Raw genomic sequence first — 22,117 nt, 5'->3', positions numbered from 1 at the left:
CACTCGGCCTATCAGGCGCTCGGCCGATCAGCCGCGACCGGCAGGGAGCGCATCCGGCTCCGGCTGCGGCACACGCGTCGGCCGGCCGAGCACGAGCGGCCTGCTGGCATCCGGCGCGAGCTGCGTGGTGGCCGCCAGGCCCGCGACGAACCAGACGAAGATCGAGTACTGCGTGATCAGCGCGACCGTCGCGAACGCGGGGATCTGCGCCACGAGGGCGATCGTCGCCGGCGACGCCTTCCCCCGCAGGACGAGCAGGATGCCGAAGGCGAGTGCGACGGCGATCGCGATCAGCACGATGATCCCGTTCGTCAGCCCGGTCAGGATGAGCTGGCTGTCGATCGAGCGGAAGTTGCCGAAGTAGAGGGAGCCGGCCGAGTTCTTCTGCGCCGAGCCCGCGACGCCCACGAGGTTCATCGTCCCGAACAGGGAGACGAGGTCACCGCGGTAGTCCGCGCTGTCGGACGCCTCGGCACCGGCGTCGTCGAACACGGCCGAGACCAGCGGGAACACCACGGCGGAGGCCACGACCACGATCGTGGTGATGGCGATGCGCGCGCGACGCGAGATCGCATCCCGCATGAAGAGCACCGAGAGGGCGACGCCGAGCAGCGCGCAGATCATGCCGATCCGGCTGAACGTGTACACGGTCGCGACGAGCATCGTCAGCACCATCAGGCCACGGACCCAGAGGCGGAACGGAGCGGCCAGGGTGATCGGGACGGCCATCGCGAGGCTCGCTCCCAGCGCGATGCTGTGCCCGAAGGCGCCCTCCGCCCGCGGCACGCCGCCGCGCTCCTGGATGGTGCCCCAGATCGAGTACAGCGAGTTGCCGGACTTGATCAGCACGAACGGGTTCCAGTGCGTCAGCCCCTCGATGATGGCGAGGACCGCGACGATCGTGAAGCAGACGGCGATGGCGCCGTGGACCCAGGCCGGGTCGACGCGCAGCGGGGCGACGCGGCCCACGATGTAGCCTGCGACGAAGTAGGTGACCACGATGATCGCGGCGCCGAGGGCGATTCCCGCATTCCCGGCGAGGATGGAGGCGAGCGCCGCCACGACCACGAGCGTCATCAGCGCATCCATCCAGCTCAGCCGGAAGCGGCGGACGGGGAGAAGAGCGGCGACCACCAGCAGGGCGGCCGCGGTCGCGGGCGGCAGGTAGTAGTTGCCGTTGAAGCCGATGCCGAACCCGAGCCAGATCGGCACGAAGCACAGCACGACGATCCAGGTGGCGACCGCCAGGCGCGGCGCGCGGCGCAGCACGAGGAAGCCGAGCACGGCGACACCCAGCGCGACGGCCAGCAGGAGCAGCCGGTCGACGAGCGCGCCGCTGAGGAAGCTCATGGGTCAGGAGGCGCTGTGACTGCGCGCCGCGTCCGAGGGGGAATCGGGCGCGGCGGCGTTCTCGGCCGGCGCGCTCTCCGCCGCCTTGCCCTTCGCGGGGCGCTTCGCCGCGCTTCCGGCCTCCGCCGTGTCGGCAGACTCCGGTGCAGCTCCGCCACGACGACCCGGCAGGCCGAGACGGCGCGGCGGCTGCTCCGCCATGTAGTACGCGTTGCGCTCCTTGCCCGCCGCGACGCGGTTCAGCACGATGCCGAGCACGGCCGCACCCGACTTCTGCAGGGAGTCGACGGTCTGCGCGAGTTGCTGCTTGCGCACCCGCGTGCGGTCGACGACCACGAGGGCGCCGTCCACCTGGCGGGCGAGGATGGATGCGTCGGCGACCGATCCGAGGGGCGCGGTGTCGATGACGATCACGTCGTAGCGGGCGCGGAGGCGCTCCAGCAGGTCGCTCATGGCCCGCGACGAGAGCAGCTCACTCGGGTTCGGCGGGATGGGACCGGCGGCGAGCACATCCAGGTCGCCCGCGCCCCAGCGTTGCACCACGTCCTCGAAGTCGGCGCGGCCGGCGAGAACGGACGTCAGTCCGGCGTTGCCCGACAGGGAGGTGTACCCGGCGATGGCGGGACGACGCAGGTCGGCGTCGATCAGCAGGACGCGCTGGCCCGTCTCGGAGAGCGCGAGCGCCAGGTTGGACGAGATCAGCGACTTGCCCTCGGACGGGATCGACGACGTGATCACGAAAGATCGGGTCGGCGAGCCGAGCGTGACGAACTCGAGGTTCGAGCGCAGCTGCCGATAGGCCTCCGCCGCGTTGGAGAGCGGCGCCGAGACGAGCACGGGGACGCCGTCCTTGTTCCGTTCGCGCTGGATCGACCCGACGAGGGGCGCCTTCGCGACCTCCGTCGCGGTCTCGGCGTTGTGGACGCCCGTGTCGAAGGTGGCGCGCAGCACCACGATGAGAGCGCCGGCGATGAGCCCGAGCAGCAGGCCGGAGAGCACGTTCAGCCGCGTGTTCGGCGACGACGCGAACTTCGGGACGGCCGCGTGCTCGATCACGCGGACGGAGACCGTCGCCGCGCCCTGCGCCGTCTTCGGCGCGATCTGCTCGACCGTGCTCGACAGGCTGGCCGCCACCGCGTTCGCGATGTCCGCCGCCTGGCGCGGGCTCGTGTCGGTCACCGACAGCTCGAGGATGACCGTGTTCTGCGGTGTGCTCACCGAGATCGAGTCGGCGAGCTGGCTCGGCGTGATGGAGAGGTCGAGCTGGTCGACGACCGGCGTGAGCACGACGGGCGACTCGGCCAGCTGGGCGAACGACAGCATCTGGTTCTGCGTGTACGTGGACCCCTGGCTCAGGTCGTTCGCGGACCCGCCGAAGTTGAGCGAGAAGTACAGTCCGGAGGTCGCGGTGTAGCTCTTGACCGCCAGTTGCGACAGGCCGAAGCCCAGCAGCGCTCCCGCGATCGTCGCGATGACGACGACGTACCAGAATCGCCGGAACGCCTGCGCGTACTGCTTGGAGCTCATCGATTCTCCCCCTCGGTCACCCGGTCCTCCGCCGCCCTCACTGGAACACCACGAGCTGGGCGCCCGCCTGGTCGCTCAGGGTCACGGTGACCGCTTTGTCGTCGTCCGCCGGCACCGTGAAGACGTACACCGCCGTCGCGGATGCTCCGGGCTGGAGGGATCCGGTGAAGGGCTTGGCGGCGGAGTCGCCGGCGACCGGTGCTGCGGGCGTCGCACTCGAACCGTAGTAGGCGTTGACGGTCGCCGTCGAGAGGGGGAATGCGCCGCCCGTCCCGTTGGTCAGGCGCAGGGTCACCTTCACGGCCGGCCCGCTGACCTCGCCGGGGCGGGTGGCGGTCGCCGTGTAGGACTCGACGAAGACGACGTTCGCGGTCAGACCGGACGGGGTCTTCACATCCTGCTTGACCTCGGCGGTCTGGGCGACGACGCCGCCGAAGCGCGCATCCATCTCGCCCTTCTTCGCCGGGGAGGCCGTCGCCGGCGACCCCTTCGGTGCGTCGGACGGCGTGGAGGTGGACGGCGCGGAGTCCGCGCTGTCCGTTGGCCGCGGCAGCTGCGTCGCCGCCGGCTTGAGCGCGTCCGGCACCGGTCCGCCCGCGGGCCGCGAGAACGAGTACACGGAGGCGATCACGATCGCGGCCACGATGGCGAGGCCGCCGACAGCGGCGAGCGCGACCATCCCGATGCGCTTGCGCGTCCAGCGGCCCTTCTGCTCCGGCGTGTGGTCGTCCGGCGTCTGGTTCTCCGGGGTCTGGTCGTCCGGCGTGGTCAGCGGGGTGGTGTTGTCGTCCGACGTCATGGCCGGCCTCCTTCGGAACGGAGCTCGCGGAACCAGGTGACGGCTGCGGCGAACAGGAAGAGCGTCGTCGCGAGGACGATGAGGGTGTAGAGCACGAGGAAGCCGGGAACCCAGCCGAGCAGGACGAACGAGAGGCAGAGCACCCCGTAGTCCATGGGGAGGACGAGCACTGCGCGCATCCAGGACGGACGGCCGGGCGCATCGGCGGCCAGGGAGACCCGGCCGTGCTGGCGCCGCAGCTGCTCGGTGAGGATCATCCCGAAGAAGAGGACGGAGGAGATCACCGCGGAGAACAGGGGGACGAGGAGCCAGGCGACCGGGACCGCGTCGTGCAGGTAGAGCCCGAGGCCGAGCGCCAGTGGCATGCTGACCACCTTCGTGGCGTCGACCATGTGGTCGAGCCACTCGCCCGCGGGGCTGCTGCGCCCGGTCAGCCGGGAGAGCTGGCCGTCCGCGCTGTCGAAGGCGTAGCCGATGAGGAGCATGAGCGCGACGCCGATGCCCAGCAGCCAGGACGGCGGGAACACGACGAGCAGGATGAGGGCGGCGAACGTCCACGCGGCGCTGATCGCGGTGACGCCGTTCGGGGTGAGGCCGGCGCGGTACGCCCAGGCCGTCAGGTACCGGCCGAGCCGGCGGTTGACGAACCGGGAGTAGGCGGGAGCGCTGCGGGCGGCCGGCTTCTGCGCGGCGGCGAGCCGGCGGAGGACGGAGCCGTAGGTCTCGCGGGTCGTCGAGCCGTCGAGCGTTCCGCCGGTCACGACTCCACCGCCTCGCCGGTGAGGCGCGGGGCGGACCCGACGCGCTGGACGGTGAGCGGCCGCCTCGCGCGCACCTGCACGCGGTCGGCGAGGTCGCGGCAGAGGAGTTCGTACTTGTCGGCCACGTCGTCCCAGTCGTATCCGGCGGCGCGGGCGCGGGTGGCCGCTCGGCGTCCGGGGTGCCCATCGGGGTCGCCCTCCGCCGCCTCGACGACGCGGGCGACATCCCCCTCGGTGGTGAAGTACGCGCCGCTGTCGCCGAGCACCTCGCGGTTGAAGACGACATCGTAGGCGAGCGTCGGGGCTCCGGCGCCGATCGCGCGGAGCAGCGACGGGTTCGTCCCGCCGACCGAGTGGCCGTGCAGGTAGCTGAAGGCGTTGGCGTAGAGCTGGTCGAGGAGGCGCTGGTCCCAGACCCCGCCGAGGAACCGCACGCGGTCGTCCGCGAGCTCGTGGACCCGGGCCGTGTAGGCATCCGCGTAGGGGGCGGATCCGACGACGATCAGCGGGAGCCGGGCGCCGCTGCGGCGATACCCGTCGACGATGGTGTGGACGTGGTTCTCCGGCTCGAAGCGGGCCACCAGCAGGTGGTATCCCTGCGGCTCCAGTCCGAGGCCCGCCAGCAGGTCGGACTCGTCGGCCACGCGGGGAGCGCCGTAGGCGATCAGCCGGGTCGGCGTGTGGAACTCGTCGCGGTAGTAGTCCGCGATGCCCTGCGCGTCGGCGATGAGCCCGTCGGACCAGCGGACGGCCGCGGATTCGGCGAGGCGGTAGTAGCGGCGGCCCGTCCCCTTCCACTTGTCGCGCTTCCACTCGAGGCCGTCGACATGGGTGGCGACCGGGATGCGCGCGGCGCGGATCAGCGGGAGGTATGGCGAGTTGGCCGCGTTGAAGACCAAGGCGACGTCCGTGCGGTGGCGGAGAAGGTGGGCGACCGAGAGGCCGGTGTGGCTCAGCGTCTCGAGCGAGCGGCGGTGCATCGCGCCTTTGTGGACAAGCTCCATCCCGCGGTACTCGGCGGGGCGCTCTCCGTCGGCCGGGCGGCAGTAGACGACGACGCGGTGACCGCGCTCCGCCAGCCGGGAGCCGACCTCCTCGACGGCGGTCTCGAAGCCGCCGTACCGGGCGGGCACACCGCGTGTGCCGACCATGGCGATGCTGAGCGGTTCCCCTGATCGCCTCGCCTTGCTCTGCATCGGCTTCTCTCGTTCTCGTCGGTCGGTACGGAGAAACCCGACGACGGAAGCGTCGACCGTGACGGGCGGGCGAGAATCCGCGTATCTCGGTCTTCGGTGTGCACCAGGGTCGGGTCTCTGTTGCTCTCACAGTCTATGACGAGAAATCCTCAATTGTTGCTCCCCTGTTCGGGGGACTTTCACCCGGAGCGTGTACCCCGGGAGGCCCGCAGACCGTCGCGCACGCCGCGGAACGCCGCCGCGAGCGGGGCCGCCGACCGCAGGAACTGGCGCCGCCCGCCCTGCAGCAGCACCTCGTAGGCGATCGGGATGCTGGCCCGCCGCCACCGCTTCACCGACGCCCCGTCGAGATTGCGTGCCGCGAAGACCAGCCGGTTCCGGATGTTGAAGTAGTAGTACGTCGTGGACTTCGCCTCGCCGCTCGTCGCGTGGCCGTCGCCCTGCGTCCCGCCCTCGGCGTGCACCGCCGTCGCAGCCTCCACGACCTCCACGCGGCCTCCCGCGCGTCGCGCGCGGTACGACAGCTCGACGTCCTCCCAATACAAGAAGTAGCCGTCGCCGAACCCGCCGATCCGGGTCCACAGCTCGGCGGTCACCAGCAGGCACGCGCCGCTCAGCCACTGCTCGGCGTCGTGGACGCCGAGGCGCTCGCGGTTGCGGGTCGCGGTGATCCGCCCGTCGCCGAGGTGCAGGTCGGAGCCGTCGAACCACACCGACCCGTCCGGCCGGAGCACGCGCGGCGCGAGCAGGACGAGCGGGTCGTCACCGGCCGCGCCGAGCAGAGCCGAGACGTCCGCCGGCTCGATCGTCGCATCCGGGTTCAGGAGCAGCAGGTGGGCGGCACCGGCGGCGATGGCGCGCTCCGCTGCCGCGTTCATCCCGAGCCCGAAGCCCAGGTTCTCCGCCGGCTCGAGCAGGTCCCATCCCTCCGCCGCGGAGAGCCGGCGCATGGCCGCGCGCTCCGCGTCGGAGGTGCGGTTGTCGACGACGAACGTGCGCGCGCCCTCCAGCCGACGGGTCAGCGGGGCGAGGTTCTCGGCGAGCAGTCCGGAGGAGCCGTAGCCGACGACGATCACGGCCAACCCCTCGAACGCCATCCTGCTCCCCTCCTGCCGGCCGCCCCCGTCCGGGCGCTGGCGTGAAGCCTATACCTGTGTGAGCATGGTGACTCCGCCACCCGATGCGAGGACCAGAACTCGATGACCGACCAGCGCCTGCCCGTGACGATCGCCGTTCCGACGTTCCATCGGCCCGAGGAACTGCGCGTGCTGCTGCCCCTGCTGAAGGCGCAGGCCGACGATCTGGATGCCGCGGGCACCACGACCACGGGCGTCCTGGTGGTCGATAACGACCCCGGTGCGAGCGGACGCACGGCGGCCGAGGAGGCCGGTGTCCGGTACGTCGTCGAGCCGCAGCCCGGCATCGCGGCCGCGCGCAACCGCGCCCTCGACGAGAGCACAGGGTCGCGGCTGCTCGCCTTCATCGACGACGACGAGCACCCCCACGCCGGCTGGTTGCGCGAGCTCGTCCGGGTGTGGCGCATCTCGGAGCCGGCTCTGGTCTCCGGCCGGGTCGTCGCGGAGTTCGAGCGACCGCCGGGACGGTGGATCGAGGAGGGCCGGTTCTTCGTGCGGCGCTCCCTGCCGACGGGCACGCCGCTCCACGTCGCCGCGGCCGGCAACCTCCTGCTCGACCTCGACCAGGTGCGCGAGAGCGGCGTGCGGTTCGCGCTCGACCTCGGCCTGAGCGGCGGGGAGGACACCCTGTTCAGCCGTCAGCTCGCCCACGCCGGCTACCGGATGGTGTGGTGCAACGAGTCGGTGATCACCGACCTGGTGCCGTCGGCGCGGATCAGCCGCCGCTGGGTGCTCCGACGGGCGTGGAGTCACGGCAACTCGACCGCTGTCGTCAGCGTGCGCCTGGCGAGCGGCGCGACCGGTCGCGCCGTCGCGCGGGTCCGCGCTGCGGTCGGCGGGGCTGCGCGTGTCGTACTCGGCGTGGCCAGGACGGCACTCGGCCTGCTCCTCCGCTCCCCCGGCCACCAGGCGCGCGGATCCCGCGCCGCCTACCGCGGTGCCGGGATGGTGTGGGCGGCGTTCGGCGGCGTCTACCAGGAGTACGCGCGGACGACGCAGGGCACTCCACTGTGAGCGTCCGCGACCGGGCGATCACCCTCGTCCGCCGCGCCGGCGCTCCGGTGGGGTCCGTCATGCGCGTCCGCACCGAGGAGCCGGTGGTCGTCGCGACGTTCGACGACGGCCCGTCGTTCCGCACCTCCACGGTGCTGTCCGCCCTCGCCGACGCGGGGGCCACGGCGACCTTCTTCGTGCTGCTGAGCCGCACCCGTCGCGATCCGGGCCTGCTCGACGACATCCTCGGCGGCGGCCACGAGCTCGCCCTGCACGGCCCCGACCACCGCCGCCTCACCACGCTGCCGCCCGACGCACTGGCCGGACGGATGCGCGACGCGCGCGCCGAGCTGGAGGACCTCGCCGGGCGCCCGATCCACTGGTTCCGGCCGCCGTACGGCGCGCAGAGTCTGCGCTCCTGGCGTGCCGTGAAGGCCGCGGGCATGGAGCCGGTGCTCTGGGGACCGACGCTGGCGGACTGGCGCGACGCCCCGCACGACGAGCGGCTCCGTCTGGCCCTGTCTGCAGAACGCGGCGCCATCATCCTCGGCCACGACGGGCACGCGGATGCGGTCGACGGCGTCGACGACGGGCCCGCCCCCACGGTCGACCACGCCACGCTGCTCCCCGAGGTCGTGGCCGGCTACGCGGCGCGCGGACTGCGACTCACCTCGCTCGGCGCAGCGGCCGCGAACGGCCGCCTGGTGCGAGAGGCTCGGTTCAGGAGCTGACCGTCTGCTCCCGGCTGCGGCGCCGACTCCGGCCGCCGCGCACGAGGTCGATCGCCCGGAGGTACGCGGTCGCGTGCTGCGGCCCCGCGTCCGCCCACGAACGCGCGCTCAGGTCGGGCCGGCCCTCGACGCCGCGGGCGTGCTCGGCGGCGTCGCGGATCACCTCCGGCGTGAGCTCGGCGTACCGGCTCACCCACGCGGGTCCGACCTCCTCGGCGAGCGCCGCCGTCGTCTCGTTGTCGGGCACGAGCACCGGACGATCGAGTGACAGCGCGGTGAGCACCCCTCCCGAGTTGTGCATGTCGCGATAGGGCAGCACGATCAGCTCGCTGCGTCCGACCAGGTCCGCCAGCTCGGAGTCCTGCAGGAAGCTCAGTTGCACCCGGACACGCTCGTCGCGGTCGGCGAGCGCGCGGATCGTCTCGGCGAGCTCCTCGGTGGACGGCTTGCCCGCGACGGTCAGCCGCAGGTCGTCTCCAGTGACCCGGGCGAAGACCTCCAGCAGCTGCTCGACCCCCTTGTAGCGGCGGATGAGCCCGAAGTAGCCCAGCCGACCGTGCTCGCGCGCCGGACGCGGATAGCGGCCGAACCACTCCCGGTAGTCGCCGTGCAGGATCGTCTCGTAGGCCGTGCCGTCCGGGAACGGTGTGGTGGGATTGAGCCGGATGCGCAGCGTCGTCCGCCGGTCGAACCAGCGGAGGATGGCGCGCTCGCGCCGGGAGATTCCGTCCGGCAGGTGCAGGTTGTGGACCGTCCGCACGATCGGCGTCCGCGTCACGCGGAGCTTGAGGATGAGCACGACGGTGAGCGCCTGGCGGACGAGCGCCTTCATCCGGCTCTGCCCTGAGACGAGGATCTCGGGCCAGTGCGCGTGGAACACGTCGTACCGGCCGAGCAGCGCGCGCCGCCACGAGAACGTGCGCACCTCGAGACCCGGCGTCGACGTGAGCGCGTCGCGCAGCATCACGATGTAGGGGTTGGTGGTGGGCCGCGGATCCGGGAAGGACTGCTGGACGACGATTCGCTCGGGCTCGGTCATGGTGCGATCCACCCTAGGGGCCGTTCCGCGGTCAGAGCCAGCGCCGACCCCCAAGACTGGGTGCATTTTTGAGAATATCTCGTTATTTTGCCTCCGCCTGTCTAGACTCGCTGAGCAGAGGCCCGACACCCGACTCGAGGGCCCCGACCAGACCCCGGAGCTGCCCGTGGCCAGCGAAGCGCCAACTCTTCACCACCAGCACGTCCGCCTGTACGACCAGGTGCGCAGCGTGCATCTCGAGCGCGCCCACGAACTCGACCCGGCGGCGATCGTGTACCGAGTGAAGCGCTACGACTTCGATCCTGAGCTCGCCTCCGGTATCGAGCTCGCGCAGGCCGGCAGCCTCGCGGCGGCACGGATGGCCCTCCGCAGCAGGATCACCCGGGTCGAGGTCGACGAGCCGCTCTACCTCGATTCCCTCCCCCGGACCGCCGCCGTGCTCGCCGCACTCGGAATCAAGCGCCTGTTCGGTGCACCACGCGCCGAAGTCGCCACCTACGCGATCGAGAACCTCGACCCCTTCGCCGCCCGCCCGCCTCGCCTCCGCAGCCGCCTGCGCCGCGCCGTCGAGCGGATGCTGAGCGCCTACGTCTGGCACCGTCTCGACACCGTCGTCTACGGGACGCCCGGCGCCCGCGACCTCTACGGCGAGACCTTCGCCCGCCGCCCCCGCCGCCAGCTGACGGTCGAAGCGCTCCCGAGCCCGTGCCGCTGCGACGCCGAGCGGACGGTCCAGCGCGACCCCGACGGCGTCGTCTTCCTCGGCGCCTTCTCTCCGCGCAAGGGCTTCGGCGACGTGCTCGCCGCCTGGCCGGCCATCCGCTCCCGGCGCCCGCTGGCGACGCTGACGCTGATCGGGTCGGGCGGGATGCTCGACGAGGCACGGGCCGCGGCCGACGCCGACCCCTCGATCCGGCTCCTCGTCGATCCGCCGAGGGACGTCATCCACACCGAACTGCTCCGCGCGCACGTCCTCGTGCTGCCGTCACGCCGGGTCGGCGACTGGCGTGAGCAGATCGGCCTTCCGCTGGTGGAAGCCCTCGCGCACGGTTGCGAGGTCGTCACCACGTCGGAGACCGGCATCGCCGAGTTCCTCATCGACGCCGGCCACATCGTCCTCCCGGGGGACGCCGACGCCGCGCGCATCGCCGACGGGGTGGATGCGGCGCTCGCCCGCCACCGCACGGCCGCCGACATCCGCTCCGCCCTTCCCGCCGTCGACGGCCGCATCGCCGCCGGTCGCGCCCTGTTCGAAGAGCAGGTGCCGGCATGACGACCGTGAAGCCGCAGCGCACCGGGATGGTGCGCGCTGTCGGGTCGACGGCGGTCATCAAAGTCGTCGTGATGGGCATCTCCGGGCTCATCGGCATCGTCAACAGCCGGCTCATCATCCAGAACTTCGGCACCGACGCCTACGCCCAGTACGGCCTGCTCGCGGCGCTTCCCGCCCTGCTGCCGTTCGCGGACCTCGGGATCGCGGCCGTCGTCATCAACGCGGTGGCCGGCTCCGACAAACCGGCGTCCGACCGTCTGGTCCGCAGCACGATCGTGACGGCCTTCCGCATCCTGCTGTGCTCCGCCGCCGCCATCGTCGGCGTGGGCCTCGTGATCTCGCTGCTCGGCTGGTGGCCGGCCATCCTCGGCGGTGCGCTGCTGCCGGACGGCGGGAGTCTCGCCGCGTTCCTGTGCCTCGGCACGTTCGCGCTGGTACTGCCGCTCACGGTCGGTTCGCGCGTGCTCGTCGGGCTCGGCCGCACCAGCACCCAGACCGCCAGCCAGGCCGTCGTCGCCCCGGCGATGTTCCTCGGGCTCGCGACCCTGGTGGCCCTGTCGGCTCCGGCGGGCAGCTTCCTCGCGGTTCTCTCGTACATCGCCAACGGCCTCGCATCGCTGATCTGCCTCCTGGTCGCAGCGCGGCTCATCCGTCCGCAGATCGGGAAGGCCCTCCGCGAGGTGCCGTTCCCCCGGCGCTACCCGGGCGTTCCTGCCATGGGCGTCGCGTGGCCGATGCTCGTGCAGATGGTCGCCCTCCCGATCGCCATGCAGACGGACCGCCTCCTGCTCAGCCACCTGACCACCGGCACCGAACTCGCGCAGTACAACCTCGCCTCCCAGCTGTTCGGCCTGGTCGTGCAGACCATCGCCGCCGCGGGCGTCGCACTCTGGCCGATCTATGCGCGGGCCCGGTCGGAGTCGCGCATCGAGTCGCCGATGAAGCCGACGATGTGGTTCCTCGCCGGCGGCCTCGGACTGGGACTCCTGCTCGCCGCGCTCTCGCCGCTGCTCACCCACTTCATCGCGGGCGACAGGTTCACCCTCGACCCGTGGCTGGTCGGCGGGTTCGTGGTCTTCGTCGCCCTGCAGGCCGCCAAATACCCGGCGGGCATGTACATGACCGACAAGCGCGGCCTCACCTTCCAGGTCTGGCCGATCGTCGCCAGCGTGCCCCTGAACCTCGTGCTCTCCTGGTGGCTGATCGGCGTCATCGGTGCCGGCGGACCGATCATCGGCTCCGCGATCAGCGTCCTGGTCTGCCAGGTGCTGCCCAACCTCTGGTACGTCACACACGACCTCGGCCGCCGTCGGGCGGAAGTGCCCGACGACGGCCGAGAGGACGTGCTCTAGAGGAACCCGCGCTGCGGGCGCCCCGCTGTTACCAGGCGCCGACGTGGACGGTGCCGGCCGGCTTCCCGATCAGCGACGCGATGTCGCCGGGGAGGGCCGTGGCCGCGCCGACCACCGACGCGATCAGCTGCGAGGGCGCGAGCGACGGTGCGTTCTCCGCGATCGTGCTGTGCGCCTCCTGCCCGGTCGCCGACGTGAATGCCGAGAACGTGGAGTACACGGCCGGGTCACCGGCGCCGCGGGACCAGATCACCGCCCACGACGGGGACGAAGCCGAGGCCCTGCGATACAGGTTGTAATCGCTGCTGATCTGCATCCGCTCGGCGGACAGCTGGTGCGAGTAGTCCTCGACGCACAGCAGGCAGTTGCCCGTCCCGCCGGAGATGACGTTGTTCCGGATGGTGACCGGCCCGGTGATCCAGGTCATGGTCGGGTCCGGGAACGCCTGGCGCGGGTCGTGACCGGCGTCCGACGCGTTGTTGCCCCGACGCGAGTCCTGCGTGATGTCGAGGTTGCGCGCGTTGTCGCTGAGCGTGTTGTTCCACACCTTGGCCGAGCTGATGTTGTTCAGCTTGATGCCGGCCGAGGTGTTCCGCGACGCGACGTTGTCCACCAGGGTCGCGGTCGACGAGATCTCCAGCGAGATGCCGTTGCCCGCGTTGCCGATGGCGTCGTTGTGCGCGATCGTCATGCCGTAGACCGACTCGTCGAGCCACAGCCCGGCCGCCTGGTTGCGCAGGAACGCGCTGTCACGGATGTCGATGATCCGCGATCGCGTGATCTTCACGCCTCCCGAGACCGGCGAGGTGTTGAAGTGCTCGGCGTTGTTGTCCGCGGCCAGCACGCCGTCGAGCGTCAGGTGGTCGGAGTAGTTCGCGTGGACACCGAGGAGGCCGTTCCGGGCCGCCGTGACGGAGCGCAGGGTGTTGCCGTCGCCGCCCAGCGAGACACCGGTGGTGGCGTTGTCGGTGAAGGAGACGTTCTCGAAGAGCGCTCCGCCCTTCCACGCGGTGACCGCACCCATGTCGGGGACCGAAGGCGCGTAGCGGCGCACCCCGACGCCCTTCAGGACGAAGCCGGCGGACTGGACGCTGATCGCCTTCTGCAGGTCGCTCGCGCGCACCTCCTGGCTGCCCGGGTTGGTTCCGAGCACGAGCGTCTTGCCCGCGGTGTCGTAGTAGAAGGTGCCCGGGCGGACCTGCGACCGGCTCGCGACCTGCTGCTGGGCGGCATTGCCGATCCAGACCTGGTCGGGGTGCGCGGCCATCGGGTACGACGGGTTCAGCCACTGCCAGCCCGGCGTGGAGCCGTCGCCGGCGCCGCGCGTGTAGGTGGGGCTGGAGTCGAAGACGTGGTTCCAGCCTCCGGCGACCCAGGTGGTGCCGCTCTGCGTCCAGCCCTTCACGACGGAGCTGCCGTCGAGGTAGGCGGCCTCCTTCGGGTACGACTGGATGGTCAGCTTCTTCGTCGCGGGCACGGTCAGCGACTCGTGGTAGCTGCCGGCTCGCAGGACGATCGTCGCGCCGTTCCCGGCGACGTCGATGGCGTGCTGCACAGTGCGGAACGGGCTGGATGCCGTCCCCGCTCCGGTGTCGGAGCCGTTCGGGGCCACGAGCAGGGCGCCGGCGGGAACCGCGTACGCGGTGCTGCCGATGGCGGCCGCGCCCGTCGGGAAGCGGGTGCCGGACGTGTCGATCGACGGGTCGCCGGTCGGAGCGGGCTGCGGCGGCGTCGGCGGGGTGACCGGCGGCGCGGGGTCGACCGGTGCGGTCGGCTCGCTCGGCTGGGGTGTCGGCGTCTGCGTCGGGGTCGGCGTCTGCGTCGGAGTGGTGGTCGGCGTCGGAGTCGGCGTCGGGGTCTCCTCCACCGGCTTCAGCGTCGACGCCGCGAGCGTGTCGAACGCGACAGGCTGAGCGGCGGTCGAGCCGGAGACGTACGACCAGGCGGCGAGGCTGCCCGCGGAGGTCAGTCGCTTCGCGCTGGAGTCGTCGGCGACGGACTGCCAGTCCGGCTTCGCCTGGCCCTCAGGCCAGGCGCGAGCCTGCAGGTGGACGGGGTTCGACCCGGTCGCCTGGAACTCGAGGTGCACCGATGCCCCGGCCTTGAGGCCGGTCGCGACCCGGATCTCCTTGCCGACCGTCGTCTGGTCGGCCGTGGAGCCGTTGATGCGGAGGATCGTGAGGGTGAGGGCGCCTGTGGCGTTCACCCGGATGTTGGCCTGATAGTACGAGCCGGCGGCGACGCGGGTCTGCACACCGGCGAAGATGCCGTTACCCCCGGAGGGGATGCGCGGGACGTCGATCGTCGCCGACGTCGTGACGTCACCGGCGGTGACCGACGGCAGGGTCGCCGTGAGCGACGAGCCGGGACGCGGCAGTGTCATGCTGCCGGCGTCGCCGGTCGCCGAGAAGGGCGTCGTGCCGGTGGTCCGGTAGGCGCCGCCGACCGGCGCGCTGCCCCATCCACCCGCTGTGACGCGAGAGAAGTCGTCGGAGACCAGCTGGCTGCCGACGACGTAGTTGGAGGGTGCAGCCGACGCCGTGATCGCCGGCAGGCCGAAGACGGCGATACCGGCGGTGGCGACCGTCGCCACAGCGGTGACGACGATGTTGCGGGTGAAGATGCGGGGAGCGGGGGACTTTTGGGTGTTGGTGAGGCGGTGTCTGGCCTTGCGGACCATGGACTGTCTTCCAATACTGATAGTTCGCGAACAGAAAAACACAGAGGTGAGACCAGGCCTTCTGCGCGGAGCTGACAAGAAGCTAGCACGTGCCCCTGCGAGTCCGCGAACCAAAACCGTTAAATCTATCGCGCGTCCCTGTCGACACGCTATGGCGATACACCCCCCCTTTCGGGTGGCCCAGCCAGGCGCTTCGCAGCCGTCGGCCCCTTCCCGGGCGTTTCCGGAAGAATGGCTGCATGCCCGGCTCCGACACCTTCCGCATCCTCACCGTCTGCACGGGGAACATCTGCCGCTCCCCCGCGATGGAGTTCCTGCTGGCTCAGGCGCTCGAGTCCGATCCGCGCTTCCACGTGCACTCCGCTGGGACGCACGCGGAGCGCGGCTGGCCGGTGAACCCGCCCATGGACCGCCTGCTGGAGGACCGCGGGATCGACGTCTCCGAGTTCGTCGCCCGGCAGGCGGATCGACAGCTGCTCGCCGGTTCCGACCTGGTGCTCACCGCGACGCAGCAACATCTCGCCTGGGTGACCGAGCACGAGCCGCGGATCGTGCGCCGCGCCTTCACCCTGACGGAGTTCGCCGACGCGATCGTCGGGGCGCCAGAGGGCTCGGACCTGCGCGAGCTCGTCGCGTGGGCGGCGGCACACCGTCCGGCGCTCCGCATCCGCTCGCTCGGCGCTCCCACCCGCCGGGGATACGACGAGGGCGACATCCTCGATCCGTACGGCCGGGGTGAGGCCGCGTATCAGGCGGCACTCGGCCAGATCGAGCCGCTGGTACAGCGCATCGCACCTGCGCTCCTGGAGGCCGCACAGACCGCCTGACACCCGCACAGGGCACATTCAGCGCACCCCGAGATCACTTGGTGACAAATCCTCACTAATCCGCCAGAATAGGTGAGGAAATCTCAAACCAAGGGGGGAAGCCCGTGACCCGACGCGTCGGCTACGCCGCAGGGGCGTTCGATCTGTTCCACATCGGACACCTGAACATCCTGAAACACGCCAAGAGCCAGTGCGACTACCTGATCGCGGGCGTCGTCTCCGACGAGATGCTGGAGCTCACCAAGGGCATCACCCCGGTCATCCCCCTCGCCGAGCGGCTGGAGATCGTCCAGAGCATCGACTACGTCGACGAGGCGGTCGCCGAGACCGTCCCCGACAAGCTCGACACCTGGCGCGAACTGCGGTTCGACGTGTTCTTCAAGGGCGACGACTGGCGCGGCACCGAGAAGGGGATGCGGCTCGAGCGCGAGTTCGCGGCCGTCGGCGTCGAGGTCGTGTACTTCCCGTACACGATGACCACGTCATCCACCCAGCTGCGGAAGGCGCTCGCGGTCCTAGCCGGCTGAGTCCCCGTCCTCGTCGGCGAAGCGGTCGGTCGCCTCGATCAGCGCATCCAGGATGCCCGGCTCGTCGAACGCGTGCCCGGCATCCGGGATCACCCGCAGGTCCGCCTCCGGGAGCGCACGATGCAGGTCCCACGCGGTCATCGGCGGCGTGCACACGTCGTAGCGGCCCTGCACGATCACGGTGGGGATCCCGGCGAGCTTCTCCGCATCCCGGATCAGCTGGCCCTCCTCGAACCAACCGCCGTTGACGAAGAAGTGGTTCTCGATGCGCGCGAACGCGACGGCATGCGTCGGCTCGGTGAACGCCTCGACGAGCTCCGGCCGCGGCAGCAGGGTGATCGTGGACGACTCCCAGCGCGACCACGCGACGGCGGCGGGCAGGTGCACGGCCGGGTCCGTGTCGAACAGCAGGCGGTTGTACGCACGCATCAGACGTGACCGCTCGCCCTCGGGGACGGGCTCCAGGAACCCCTCCCAGAGATCCGGGAACAGCGCGGACGCGCCGCCCTCGTAGAACCAGTCCAGCTCGTGCGCGCGCAGCGTGAAGATGCCGCGCAGCACGAGCTCGGTGACCCGCTCGGGATGCGTCTCCGCGTACGCCAGCGCCAGGGTGCTGCCCCACGAACCGCCGAACACCTGCCAACGGTCGACGCCGAGGTGCTCGCGCAGACGCTCGATGTCGTCCACCAGGTGCCAGGTCGTGTTGACGCTGAGGTCGGCCTCCGGCTCGCTGGCATGCGGGAGGCTGCGGCCGCACATTCGCTGATCGAACAGCACGATGCGGTAGCGCTCCGGATCGAACAGCCGTCGGTGGGCCGGCGTCGTGCCGCCGCCCGGGCCGCCGTGCAGGAACACGACCGGTTTCCCCTCGGGATTGCCGCTGACCTCCCAGTACAGCTGCTGGCCGTCGCCGACGTCCAGCATTCCGCTGTCGTACGGCTCGATCTCGGGGTACAGGCTCCGCATGGCTTGAGGGTAGCGGTTCAGAGCCGCGACGCCGGGACGGAGAACGTGTCGCACGCCGCCGCGCCCTGCCGGAAACCGGTGGTGAACCAGCGCTGCCGCTGCTCGGCCGAGCCGTGGGTCCATCCCTCCGGGTCGACGCGCCCGGTCGAGGCCTGCTGGATGCGGTCGTCGCCCACGGCTGCAGCGGCGCTCAGGGCGTCGGCGATCTGCTCGTCCGTGATCGGCTCCAGGAACGGCCGACCGCTCGGGTCGTCGGTGGTGGATGCGGCGCCCGCCCAGCTGCCCGCGAAGCAGTCGGCCTGCAGCTCGGTGCGGACGCTGTCCGACGCCGGACCGGTCTGCCTGCTGCTGTGCTGCTCCATGATGCCGCCGATGTTCTGGATGTGGTGCCCCCACTCGTGCGCCACCACGTACATCTCGGCCAACGGCCCGCCGCTCGCGCCGAAGCGCGAGCGCAGCTCGTCGAAGAAGCCGGTGTCGACGTACAGCGTGCGGTCGGGCGGGCAGTAGAACGGGCCGACCGCGCTCGTCGCCGAGCCGCATCCCGTGCCCGTCTGGCCCTCGAACAGGATGAACTCGGGCGACGAGTACGTGGCGCCCAGCTCCGGAAGCTCGCTCGACCAGTACGCCTCGAGCGACGCCGCTGCCCCCTTCATGCGGCAGTCGACGCTGGCGTTCGCCTCGGCGCCCGTCGAGCAGTCGACCGCCTGGTCGCCCGTGCCGATCTGCTGGGTGCTGCCGCCCGCATCCCCGCCGACGATCCCGGTCAGGTCGACGCCGAACAGCTGCGAGACCAGCAGGATGACCACCGCTCCGAGGCCGACACCCCCCGCCGCGATCCCGGCGGTGCGCCCACGTCGGCGCACCCGGCCACCACTGATGTCGGCATTCGGATCGAACGTCATGCCGCACACGGTACGCCGCGATCGGCGACTCCCGGGCGCGTCGGCCGCGGTCTAGGCTCGGCAGCGTGAGCGCATCCACACCCCCAGTGAACGTGACCGTGACCGGGGCGGGCGGGCAGATCGGCTACGCGCTGCTGTTCCGCATCGCCTCCGGGCAGCTCCTCGGGCGGGAGACGCCCGTGCACCTGCGGCTGCTCGAGATCCCCGCGGGGTTGCGGGCCGCCGAGGGGACCGCCCTCGAACTGGAGGACGGCGCTTACCCGCTGCTGCGCGGCATCGACGTGACCGATGACGCGCGCGCGGCCTTCGACGGCGTGAACGTCGCGCTGCTCGTCGGCGCGCGCCCGCGGGGGCCGGGGATGGAGCGCAGCGACCTGCTCGAAGCCAACGGCGCCATCTTCGGCCCGCAGGGCGAGGCGATCAACGCCGGGGCGGCGGACGATGTTCGCGTGCTCGTCGTAGGCAACCCGGCCAACACCAACGCGCTCATCGCGAGCGCGCATGCTCCCGATGTGCCGGCGGAGCGCTTCACCGCGATGACGCGGCTCGATCACAACCGTGCCGTCGCGCAACTCGCGCGGCACCTGCACGTGCCCGTCCGCTCGATCGACGGCGTCATCGTGTGGGGCAACCACTCGGCCAGCCAGTACCCGGACGTCACGCACGCGACCGTCGACGGGCGGCCGGCCACCGAGCTCGTCGACGAGCGCTGGCTCACCGACGAGTACATCCCCCGGGTCGCCAAGCGCGGCGCCGAGATCATCGACGTGCGCGGTTCGTCGTCGGCGGCGTCGGCCGCGAGCGCGGCGATCGACCACATCCACGACTGGGTCAACGGCACCGGAGACCGCTGGACCAGCGCTGCCATCGTCTCCGACGGCTCCTACGGGGTGCCCGAGGGGCTGGTGTCGTCCTTCCCGGTGCGGTCGGTCGACGGCGAGTGGCGGATCGTGCCCGGCCTCGCGATCGACGCGTTCTCGCGCGAGCGGATCGACGCCTCCGTCGCCGAGCTCGTCGCCGAGCGCGACGCCGTCACCGCCCTCGGCCTCCTCTGACCCCGGTCTCGCCGCCCCATCTGCGAGATTTGCGCCAAATCGCGGTTATGACGGGCTCATACCGGAGATTTGGCGCAAATCTCGAGAGGGGTCAGCGCTTCTTCTGGGACTTCTCGGGGGTGGGGAGGGTGCCCGCGGCGCGACGCTCGGCGTAGTAGGCGCGAGCCTCCGCCTGACGCTCCGCCTCGGCGCCGGACGCGATCTTCGCGCGCACCAGTTCCGGGCCGTAGCCGAACGCATCCACCAGGTCGACGGCATGCGGACGGATGCGCGTGAGCAGCCGGTCGATGTACGCCGAGACCGCCTGCGCCCGCTGGGGCGAGAGGCGTCCGTTCATCAGGTACCAGGAGAGGTGCTTCTCGATCAGACCGAAGCCGAACAGGTCGCGCAGCCAGGTGAGCACCTGCTTCGTGCCCGCGTCGGGAGCCTGCTCCAGCGCATCCGTGAACGCCTCCCACTGCAGCAGCTCGCCGTGTGCGCGAGCCGCCTCGATGAGCTCGTTCTGCTGCGAGTTGAACAGCTCGGCCGCGGCCTTCTTGCCCAGCTTGGATGCGGGGCGCAGCCGCCCGGCGATCTGCGCGATCATGGTCTCCACGCGACCGGTCAGCAGCTCGCGCTGGGTGGCCGGCTCCTGCAGCCAGTTGACCGACCGCGCCGTCGAGCCGAAGTCGCGGACCGTCTGGGCGACCGTCCGCAGACCCGAGCCGTGGTAGGCCTTCCCCGCGGCCTGCGTGACGACGTAGCGGGCGAGCGCTCCCGCATCCGCCTTCGCGAACTTGCGGCTGTAGTCGGTGAGCAGACGCTTCGCGACGAGTTGCAGCAGGACGTTGTTGTCGCCCTCGAAGGTCACCCAGATGTCGAGGTCCTGGCGGAGCGAGGTCAGCCGGTTCTCGGTCAGGAAGCCGGAGCCGCCGCACGCCTCGCGCGCCTCCTGCAGGGTGTCGAGCGCGTGCCACGTGCTCAGCGGCTTGAGCGCCGCCGCCATCGTCTCGAGGTCTTGCCGATCGGTGTCGGAGTCGGCCTTCCCGCTGAAGACGTCGTCGAACTTGTGCAGGAAGACCTCGTGGGCGAAGCTCGCCGCGTACGTGGTGGCGAGCAGCGGGAGCAGACGGCGCTGGTGCCGCTGGTAGTCGAGCAGCACCTCCTCGTCGGTGTCGCTCCCCGCGGTGAACTGGCGGCGCTGGTCGGCGTACGTCAACGCGATCTTCAGGCCGATCTTGGCGCCGATCGTCGCGGACCCGTCGAGCGACACGCGTCCCTGCACCAGCGTTCCGAGCATGGTGAAGAAGCGGCGGCCGGGGCTCTGGATGGGCGAGGTGTACGTGCCGTCCTCGGCCACATCCCCGTACTTGTTGAGCAGGTCGGTGCGCGGGATGCGGACGCCGCTGAAGTGCAGGCGGCCGTTGTCGATACCGTTCAATCCGCCCTTCTGGCCGTCGTCCTCGCCGCCGATGCCCGGGAGGAAGTCGCCGTTCGCGTCGCGGATCGGCACGTAGAAGGCGTGGACGCCGTGGTTCACGTTCTTCGTGATCAGCTGAGCGAACACGACCGCCGCCGTCGCATCCACCGCCGCGTTGCCCAGGTAGTCCTTCCAGGCGCCGCGGAACGGGGTGTCGATGACGAACTCCTGCGTCTCCGGGTCGTACGTCGCCGTGGTCGCGATGCTGGCGACGTCGGAGCCGTGGCCGGTCTCGGTCATCGCGAAGGCGCCGGGAACCTCCAGCGACATGATCGCCGGCAGGTACTTCTGGTGGTGCGACTCGGTGCCGAGGTGCAGGACGGCCGCGCCGAACAGCCCCCACTGCACGCCGGACTTGATCTGGAGAGACGGGTCGGCCGCGACGAGCTCCTCGAACGCGGCGATGTTGCCGCCGTTGTCCTCGCTGCCGCCGAGCGACTTCGGGAAGGCGCGGTGCACCTGTCCGTTCTCGACCAGGAGCTTCAGCTGACCGAACACGCGCGTGCGGTGGTCGGCGACCGAGAGGCCTTCCTGCTTCTGCATCTCCGGGCGCTTGGCCAGCTCACGCGACGCCAGACGGGCCTCCGCCCAGTCGCCCAGCAGCTGACGGCCGAGCGCTTCGACATCGACGCGCGGCGTGACGCCGGGTGCGGTGGCCGGAGCGGGCGCCTTCGCGGCGGCGGGCGTGGCGGGGGATGCGGGGGTCGCGCTGGGGACGCGTTCGGCAGTGTCGACCATGACCTCTCCTAACGAAAATCGTGGATTCCGCCACGCTACGACCGGTCGAGCGCAACCGGAAAACGACCGTGCGCCGCCTACAAACCGCGTGTCCGACGCCCCTCCGCCCGATTGTGGAAACCTCCAAATCGGACCCCCTGGGGCGTGACACCCCGCACAAGGGGCCGGGAGCGCGAAACCGCCGCCCCGGGCAACCGGGGCGGCGTCTTCTGAGAGCTCGCGGGTCAGGCCGCGCGACGCGGGGTGCGCGGCGTGCGCACGGAGCGCAGGTCGCGCTGCTGCGGACGCGGCGACCGGAGCGGCGTGGTGAGCGCCGCCCGCGCGGCGGCCGCACCCTTCAGCTCGATGACGGAACCGGCCGCCACTTGGGTGTCGCGCTCGATGCGCGCACCGTTGCCGACCATCGCGTTCTCGCCGAGCTTCGCTCCGCTGCCGATCTTCACTCCGCTGCCGACGATGCAGCCCGCGCCGATGTGGACGTTGGCGCCCACGAAGGTGCGGTCGCCCACCGTCGCGCCCTTGTCGATCCAGCTGCCGGCTCCGACGTACGCCTCCATGCCGACGCGCGCGTCGGCCTCCACGTAGGCGGTCGGCTCGATGTAGGCCGACTCGGCCACCCGCGCGGACGGCGAGACCAGGCCTCGGCCGTTCACGTGACGCTTGTACTTGATGACGGCGCCGGTCTCGTCCTCGAGCTCTTCGATCATTCGTGCCATCTACTACTTCCTCCTCCGAGATCGCCGCAGTAATCGTTCAATGTCATAACGCAGGCGGGCAGGAAAAGATTCCCTGATGGCCGCCCG

The 22,117-nt window shown here is 71.1% G+C and carries 19 protein-coding genes; 7 read left to right on the top strand and 12 right to left on the bottom strand.

All coding sequences use genetic code 11. The features are described 5' to 3' along the window. Positions 1-27 precede the first annotated feature (27 nt). The 6 genes from BLR91_RS01750 to BLR91_RS01725 all read right to left on the bottom strand — a co-directional run bounded on the left by BLR91_RS01750 (position 28) and on the right by BLR91_RS01725 (position 6,730). Positions 28-1,350 carry a hypothetical protein gene (locus BLR91_RS01750; RefSeq protein WP_089877729.1) on the bottom strand — a complete coding sequence of 441 codons (1,323 nt, stop codon included), beginning with the start codon at positions 1,348-1,350 and terminating at the stop codon, positions 28-30. Positions 1,351-1,353: 3 nt separating this feature from the next. Further along, a complete protein-coding gene (locus tag BLR91_RS01745; protein WP_089877733.1) occupies positions 1,354-2,877 on the bottom strand; it encodes a polysaccharide biosynthesis tyrosine autokinase in 1,524 nt (507 codons plus the stop codon). 37 nt (positions 2,878-2,914) lie between these two features. Further along, positions 2,915-3,676, bottom strand: a complete 762-nt coding sequence (locus BLR91_RS01740) for a hypothetical protein (protein WP_089877736.1) — start codon at positions 3,674-3,676, stop codon at positions 2,915-2,917. Beyond that, positions 3,673-4,437: a CDP-alcohol phosphatidyltransferase family protein gene (locus tag BLR91_RS01735; protein ID WP_089877740.1), complete on the bottom strand. Its 765-nt coding sequence runs from the start codon at positions 4,435-4,437 to the stop codon at positions 3,673-3,675. The genes BLR91_RS01740 and BLR91_RS01735 overlap by 4 nt, the downstream gene beginning before the upstream one ends. Next, positions 4,434-5,633, bottom strand: coding sequence for a DUF1972 domain-containing protein (locus BLR91_RS01730; protein WP_089877743.1), 1,200 nt, complete (start codon positions 5,631-5,633; stop codon positions 4,434-4,436). The genes BLR91_RS01735 and BLR91_RS01730 overlap by 4 nt, the downstream gene beginning before the upstream one ends. Positions 5,634-5,812: 179 nt before the next feature. Next, positions 5,813-6,730, bottom strand: coding sequence for a glycosyltransferase (locus BLR91_RS01725; RefSeq protein ID WP_089877746.1), 918 nt, complete (start codon positions 6,728-6,730; stop codon positions 5,813-5,815). Positions 6,731-6,832: 102 nt separating this feature from the next. On the opposite strand from BLR91_RS01725, the gene BLR91_RS01720 reads away from it, so the two are divergent. After that, positions 6,833-7,783, top strand: coding sequence for a glycosyltransferase family 2 protein (locus BLR91_RS01720; RefSeq protein ID WP_089877748.1), 951 nt, complete (start codon positions 6,833-6,835; stop codon positions 7,781-7,783). Beyond that, complete coding sequence (locus tag BLR91_RS01715) at positions 7,780-8,493, top strand: polysaccharide deacetylase family protein (protein WP_089877751.1); 714 nt, start codon at positions 7,780-7,782, stop codon at positions 8,491-8,493. Before BLR91_RS01720 ends, BLR91_RS01715 begins: the two co-directional genes overlap by 4 nt. On the opposite strand, the gene BLR91_RS01710 is transcribed toward BLR91_RS01715, so the two are convergent. Beyond that, positions 8,483-9,532 carry a glycosyltransferase gene (locus BLR91_RS01710; RefSeq protein WP_089877754.1) on the bottom strand — a complete coding sequence of 350 codons (1,050 nt, stop codon included), beginning with the start codon at positions 9,530-9,532 and terminating at the stop codon, positions 8,483-8,485. The genes BLR91_RS01715 and BLR91_RS01710 overlap by 11 nt on opposite strands. A 166-nt stretch (positions 9,533-9,698) precedes the next feature. On the opposite strand from BLR91_RS01710, the gene BLR91_RS01705 reads away from it, so the two are divergent. After that, on the top strand, positions 9,699-10,805 hold the full coding sequence (locus BLR91_RS01705; protein ID WP_231918790.1) for a glycosyltransferase family 4 protein: 1,107 nt from the start codon (positions 9,699-9,701) through the stop codon (positions 10,803-10,805). Next, complete coding sequence (locus tag BLR91_RS01700; RefSeq protein ID WP_089877762.1) at positions 10,802-12,157, top strand: lipopolysaccharide biosynthesis protein; 1,356 nt, start codon at positions 10,802-10,804, stop codon at positions 12,155-12,157. Before BLR91_RS01705 ends, BLR91_RS01700 begins: the two co-directional genes overlap by 4 nt. Before the next feature lie 28 nt (positions 12,158-12,185). On the opposite strand, the gene BLR91_RS01695 is transcribed toward BLR91_RS01700, so the two are convergent. Further along, positions 12,186-14,837 (bottom strand): right-handed parallel beta-helix repeat-containing protein, encoded by a 2,652-nt coding sequence (locus BLR91_RS01695; RefSeq protein WP_089877765.1) that lies wholly within the window; start codon positions 14,835-14,837, stop codon positions 12,186-12,188. Between the two features lie 239 nt (positions 14,838-15,076). On the opposite strand from BLR91_RS01695, the gene BLR91_RS01690 reads away from it, so the two are divergent. Both BLR91_RS01690 and BLR91_RS01685 read left to right on the top strand, forming a co-directional pair. Next, a complete protein-coding gene (locus tag BLR91_RS01690; protein ID WP_089877768.1) occupies positions 15,077-15,664 on the top strand; it encodes an arsenate reductase/protein-tyrosine-phosphatase family protein in 588 nt (195 codons plus the stop codon). Between the two features lie 104 nt (positions 15,665-15,768). Then, entirely contained in the window at positions 15,769-16,191 is a 423-nt protein-coding gene (locus tag BLR91_RS01685) for an adenylyltransferase/cytidyltransferase family protein (RefSeq protein ID WP_018192205.1), read from the top strand. Here the strand turns inward: BLR91_RS01685 and pip are convergent. After that, positions 16,180-17,157: a prolyl aminopeptidase gene (pip, locus tag BLR91_RS01680; protein ID WP_089877771.1), complete on the bottom strand. Its 978-nt coding sequence runs from the start codon at positions 17,155-17,157 to the stop codon at positions 16,180-16,182. The two genes, BLR91_RS01685 and pip, sit on opposite strands and share 12 nt — an antisense overlap. Positions 17,158-17,174: 17 nt before the next feature. After that, positions 17,175-18,062, bottom strand: a complete 888-nt coding sequence (gene ypfJ, locus BLR91_RS01675) for a KPN_02809 family neutral zinc metallopeptidase (RefSeq protein WP_089877775.1) — start codon at positions 18,060-18,062, stop codon at positions 17,175-17,177. A gap of 65 nt (positions 18,063-18,127) precedes the next feature. Between ypfJ and BLR91_RS01670 the strand changes: the two genes are divergently transcribed. Then, the gene (locus tag BLR91_RS01670) at positions 18,128-19,117 is read left to right on the top strand and encodes a malate dehydrogenase (RefSeq protein WP_172823179.1); all 990 of its coding nucleotides are present in this window, start codon (positions 18,128-18,130) and stop codon (positions 19,115-19,117) included. 91 nt (positions 19,118-19,208) lie between these two features. On the opposite strand, the gene BLR91_RS01665 is transcribed toward BLR91_RS01670, so the two are convergent. Further along, positions 19,209-21,314: an acyl-CoA dehydrogenase family protein gene (locus BLR91_RS01665; RefSeq protein ID WP_089877783.1), complete on the bottom strand. Its 2,106-nt coding sequence runs from the start codon at positions 21,312-21,314 to the stop codon at positions 19,209-19,211. A gap of 224 nt (positions 21,315-21,538) precedes the next feature. Beyond that, positions 21,539-22,030 (bottom strand): DapH/DapD/GlmU-related protein, encoded by a 492-nt coding sequence (locus BLR91_RS01660; protein ID WP_231371239.1) that lies wholly within the window; start codon positions 22,028-22,030, stop codon positions 21,539-21,541. Positions 22,031-22,117: the final 87 nt, after the last annotated feature.

It is taken from the genome of Leifsonia sp. 466MF (assembly GCF_900100265.1).
Classification (GTDB): domain Bacteria; phylum Actinomycetota; class Actinomycetes; order Actinomycetales; family Microbacteriaceae; genus Leifsonia.
This window is presented reverse-complemented; position numbering and strand designations above follow the sequence as displayed.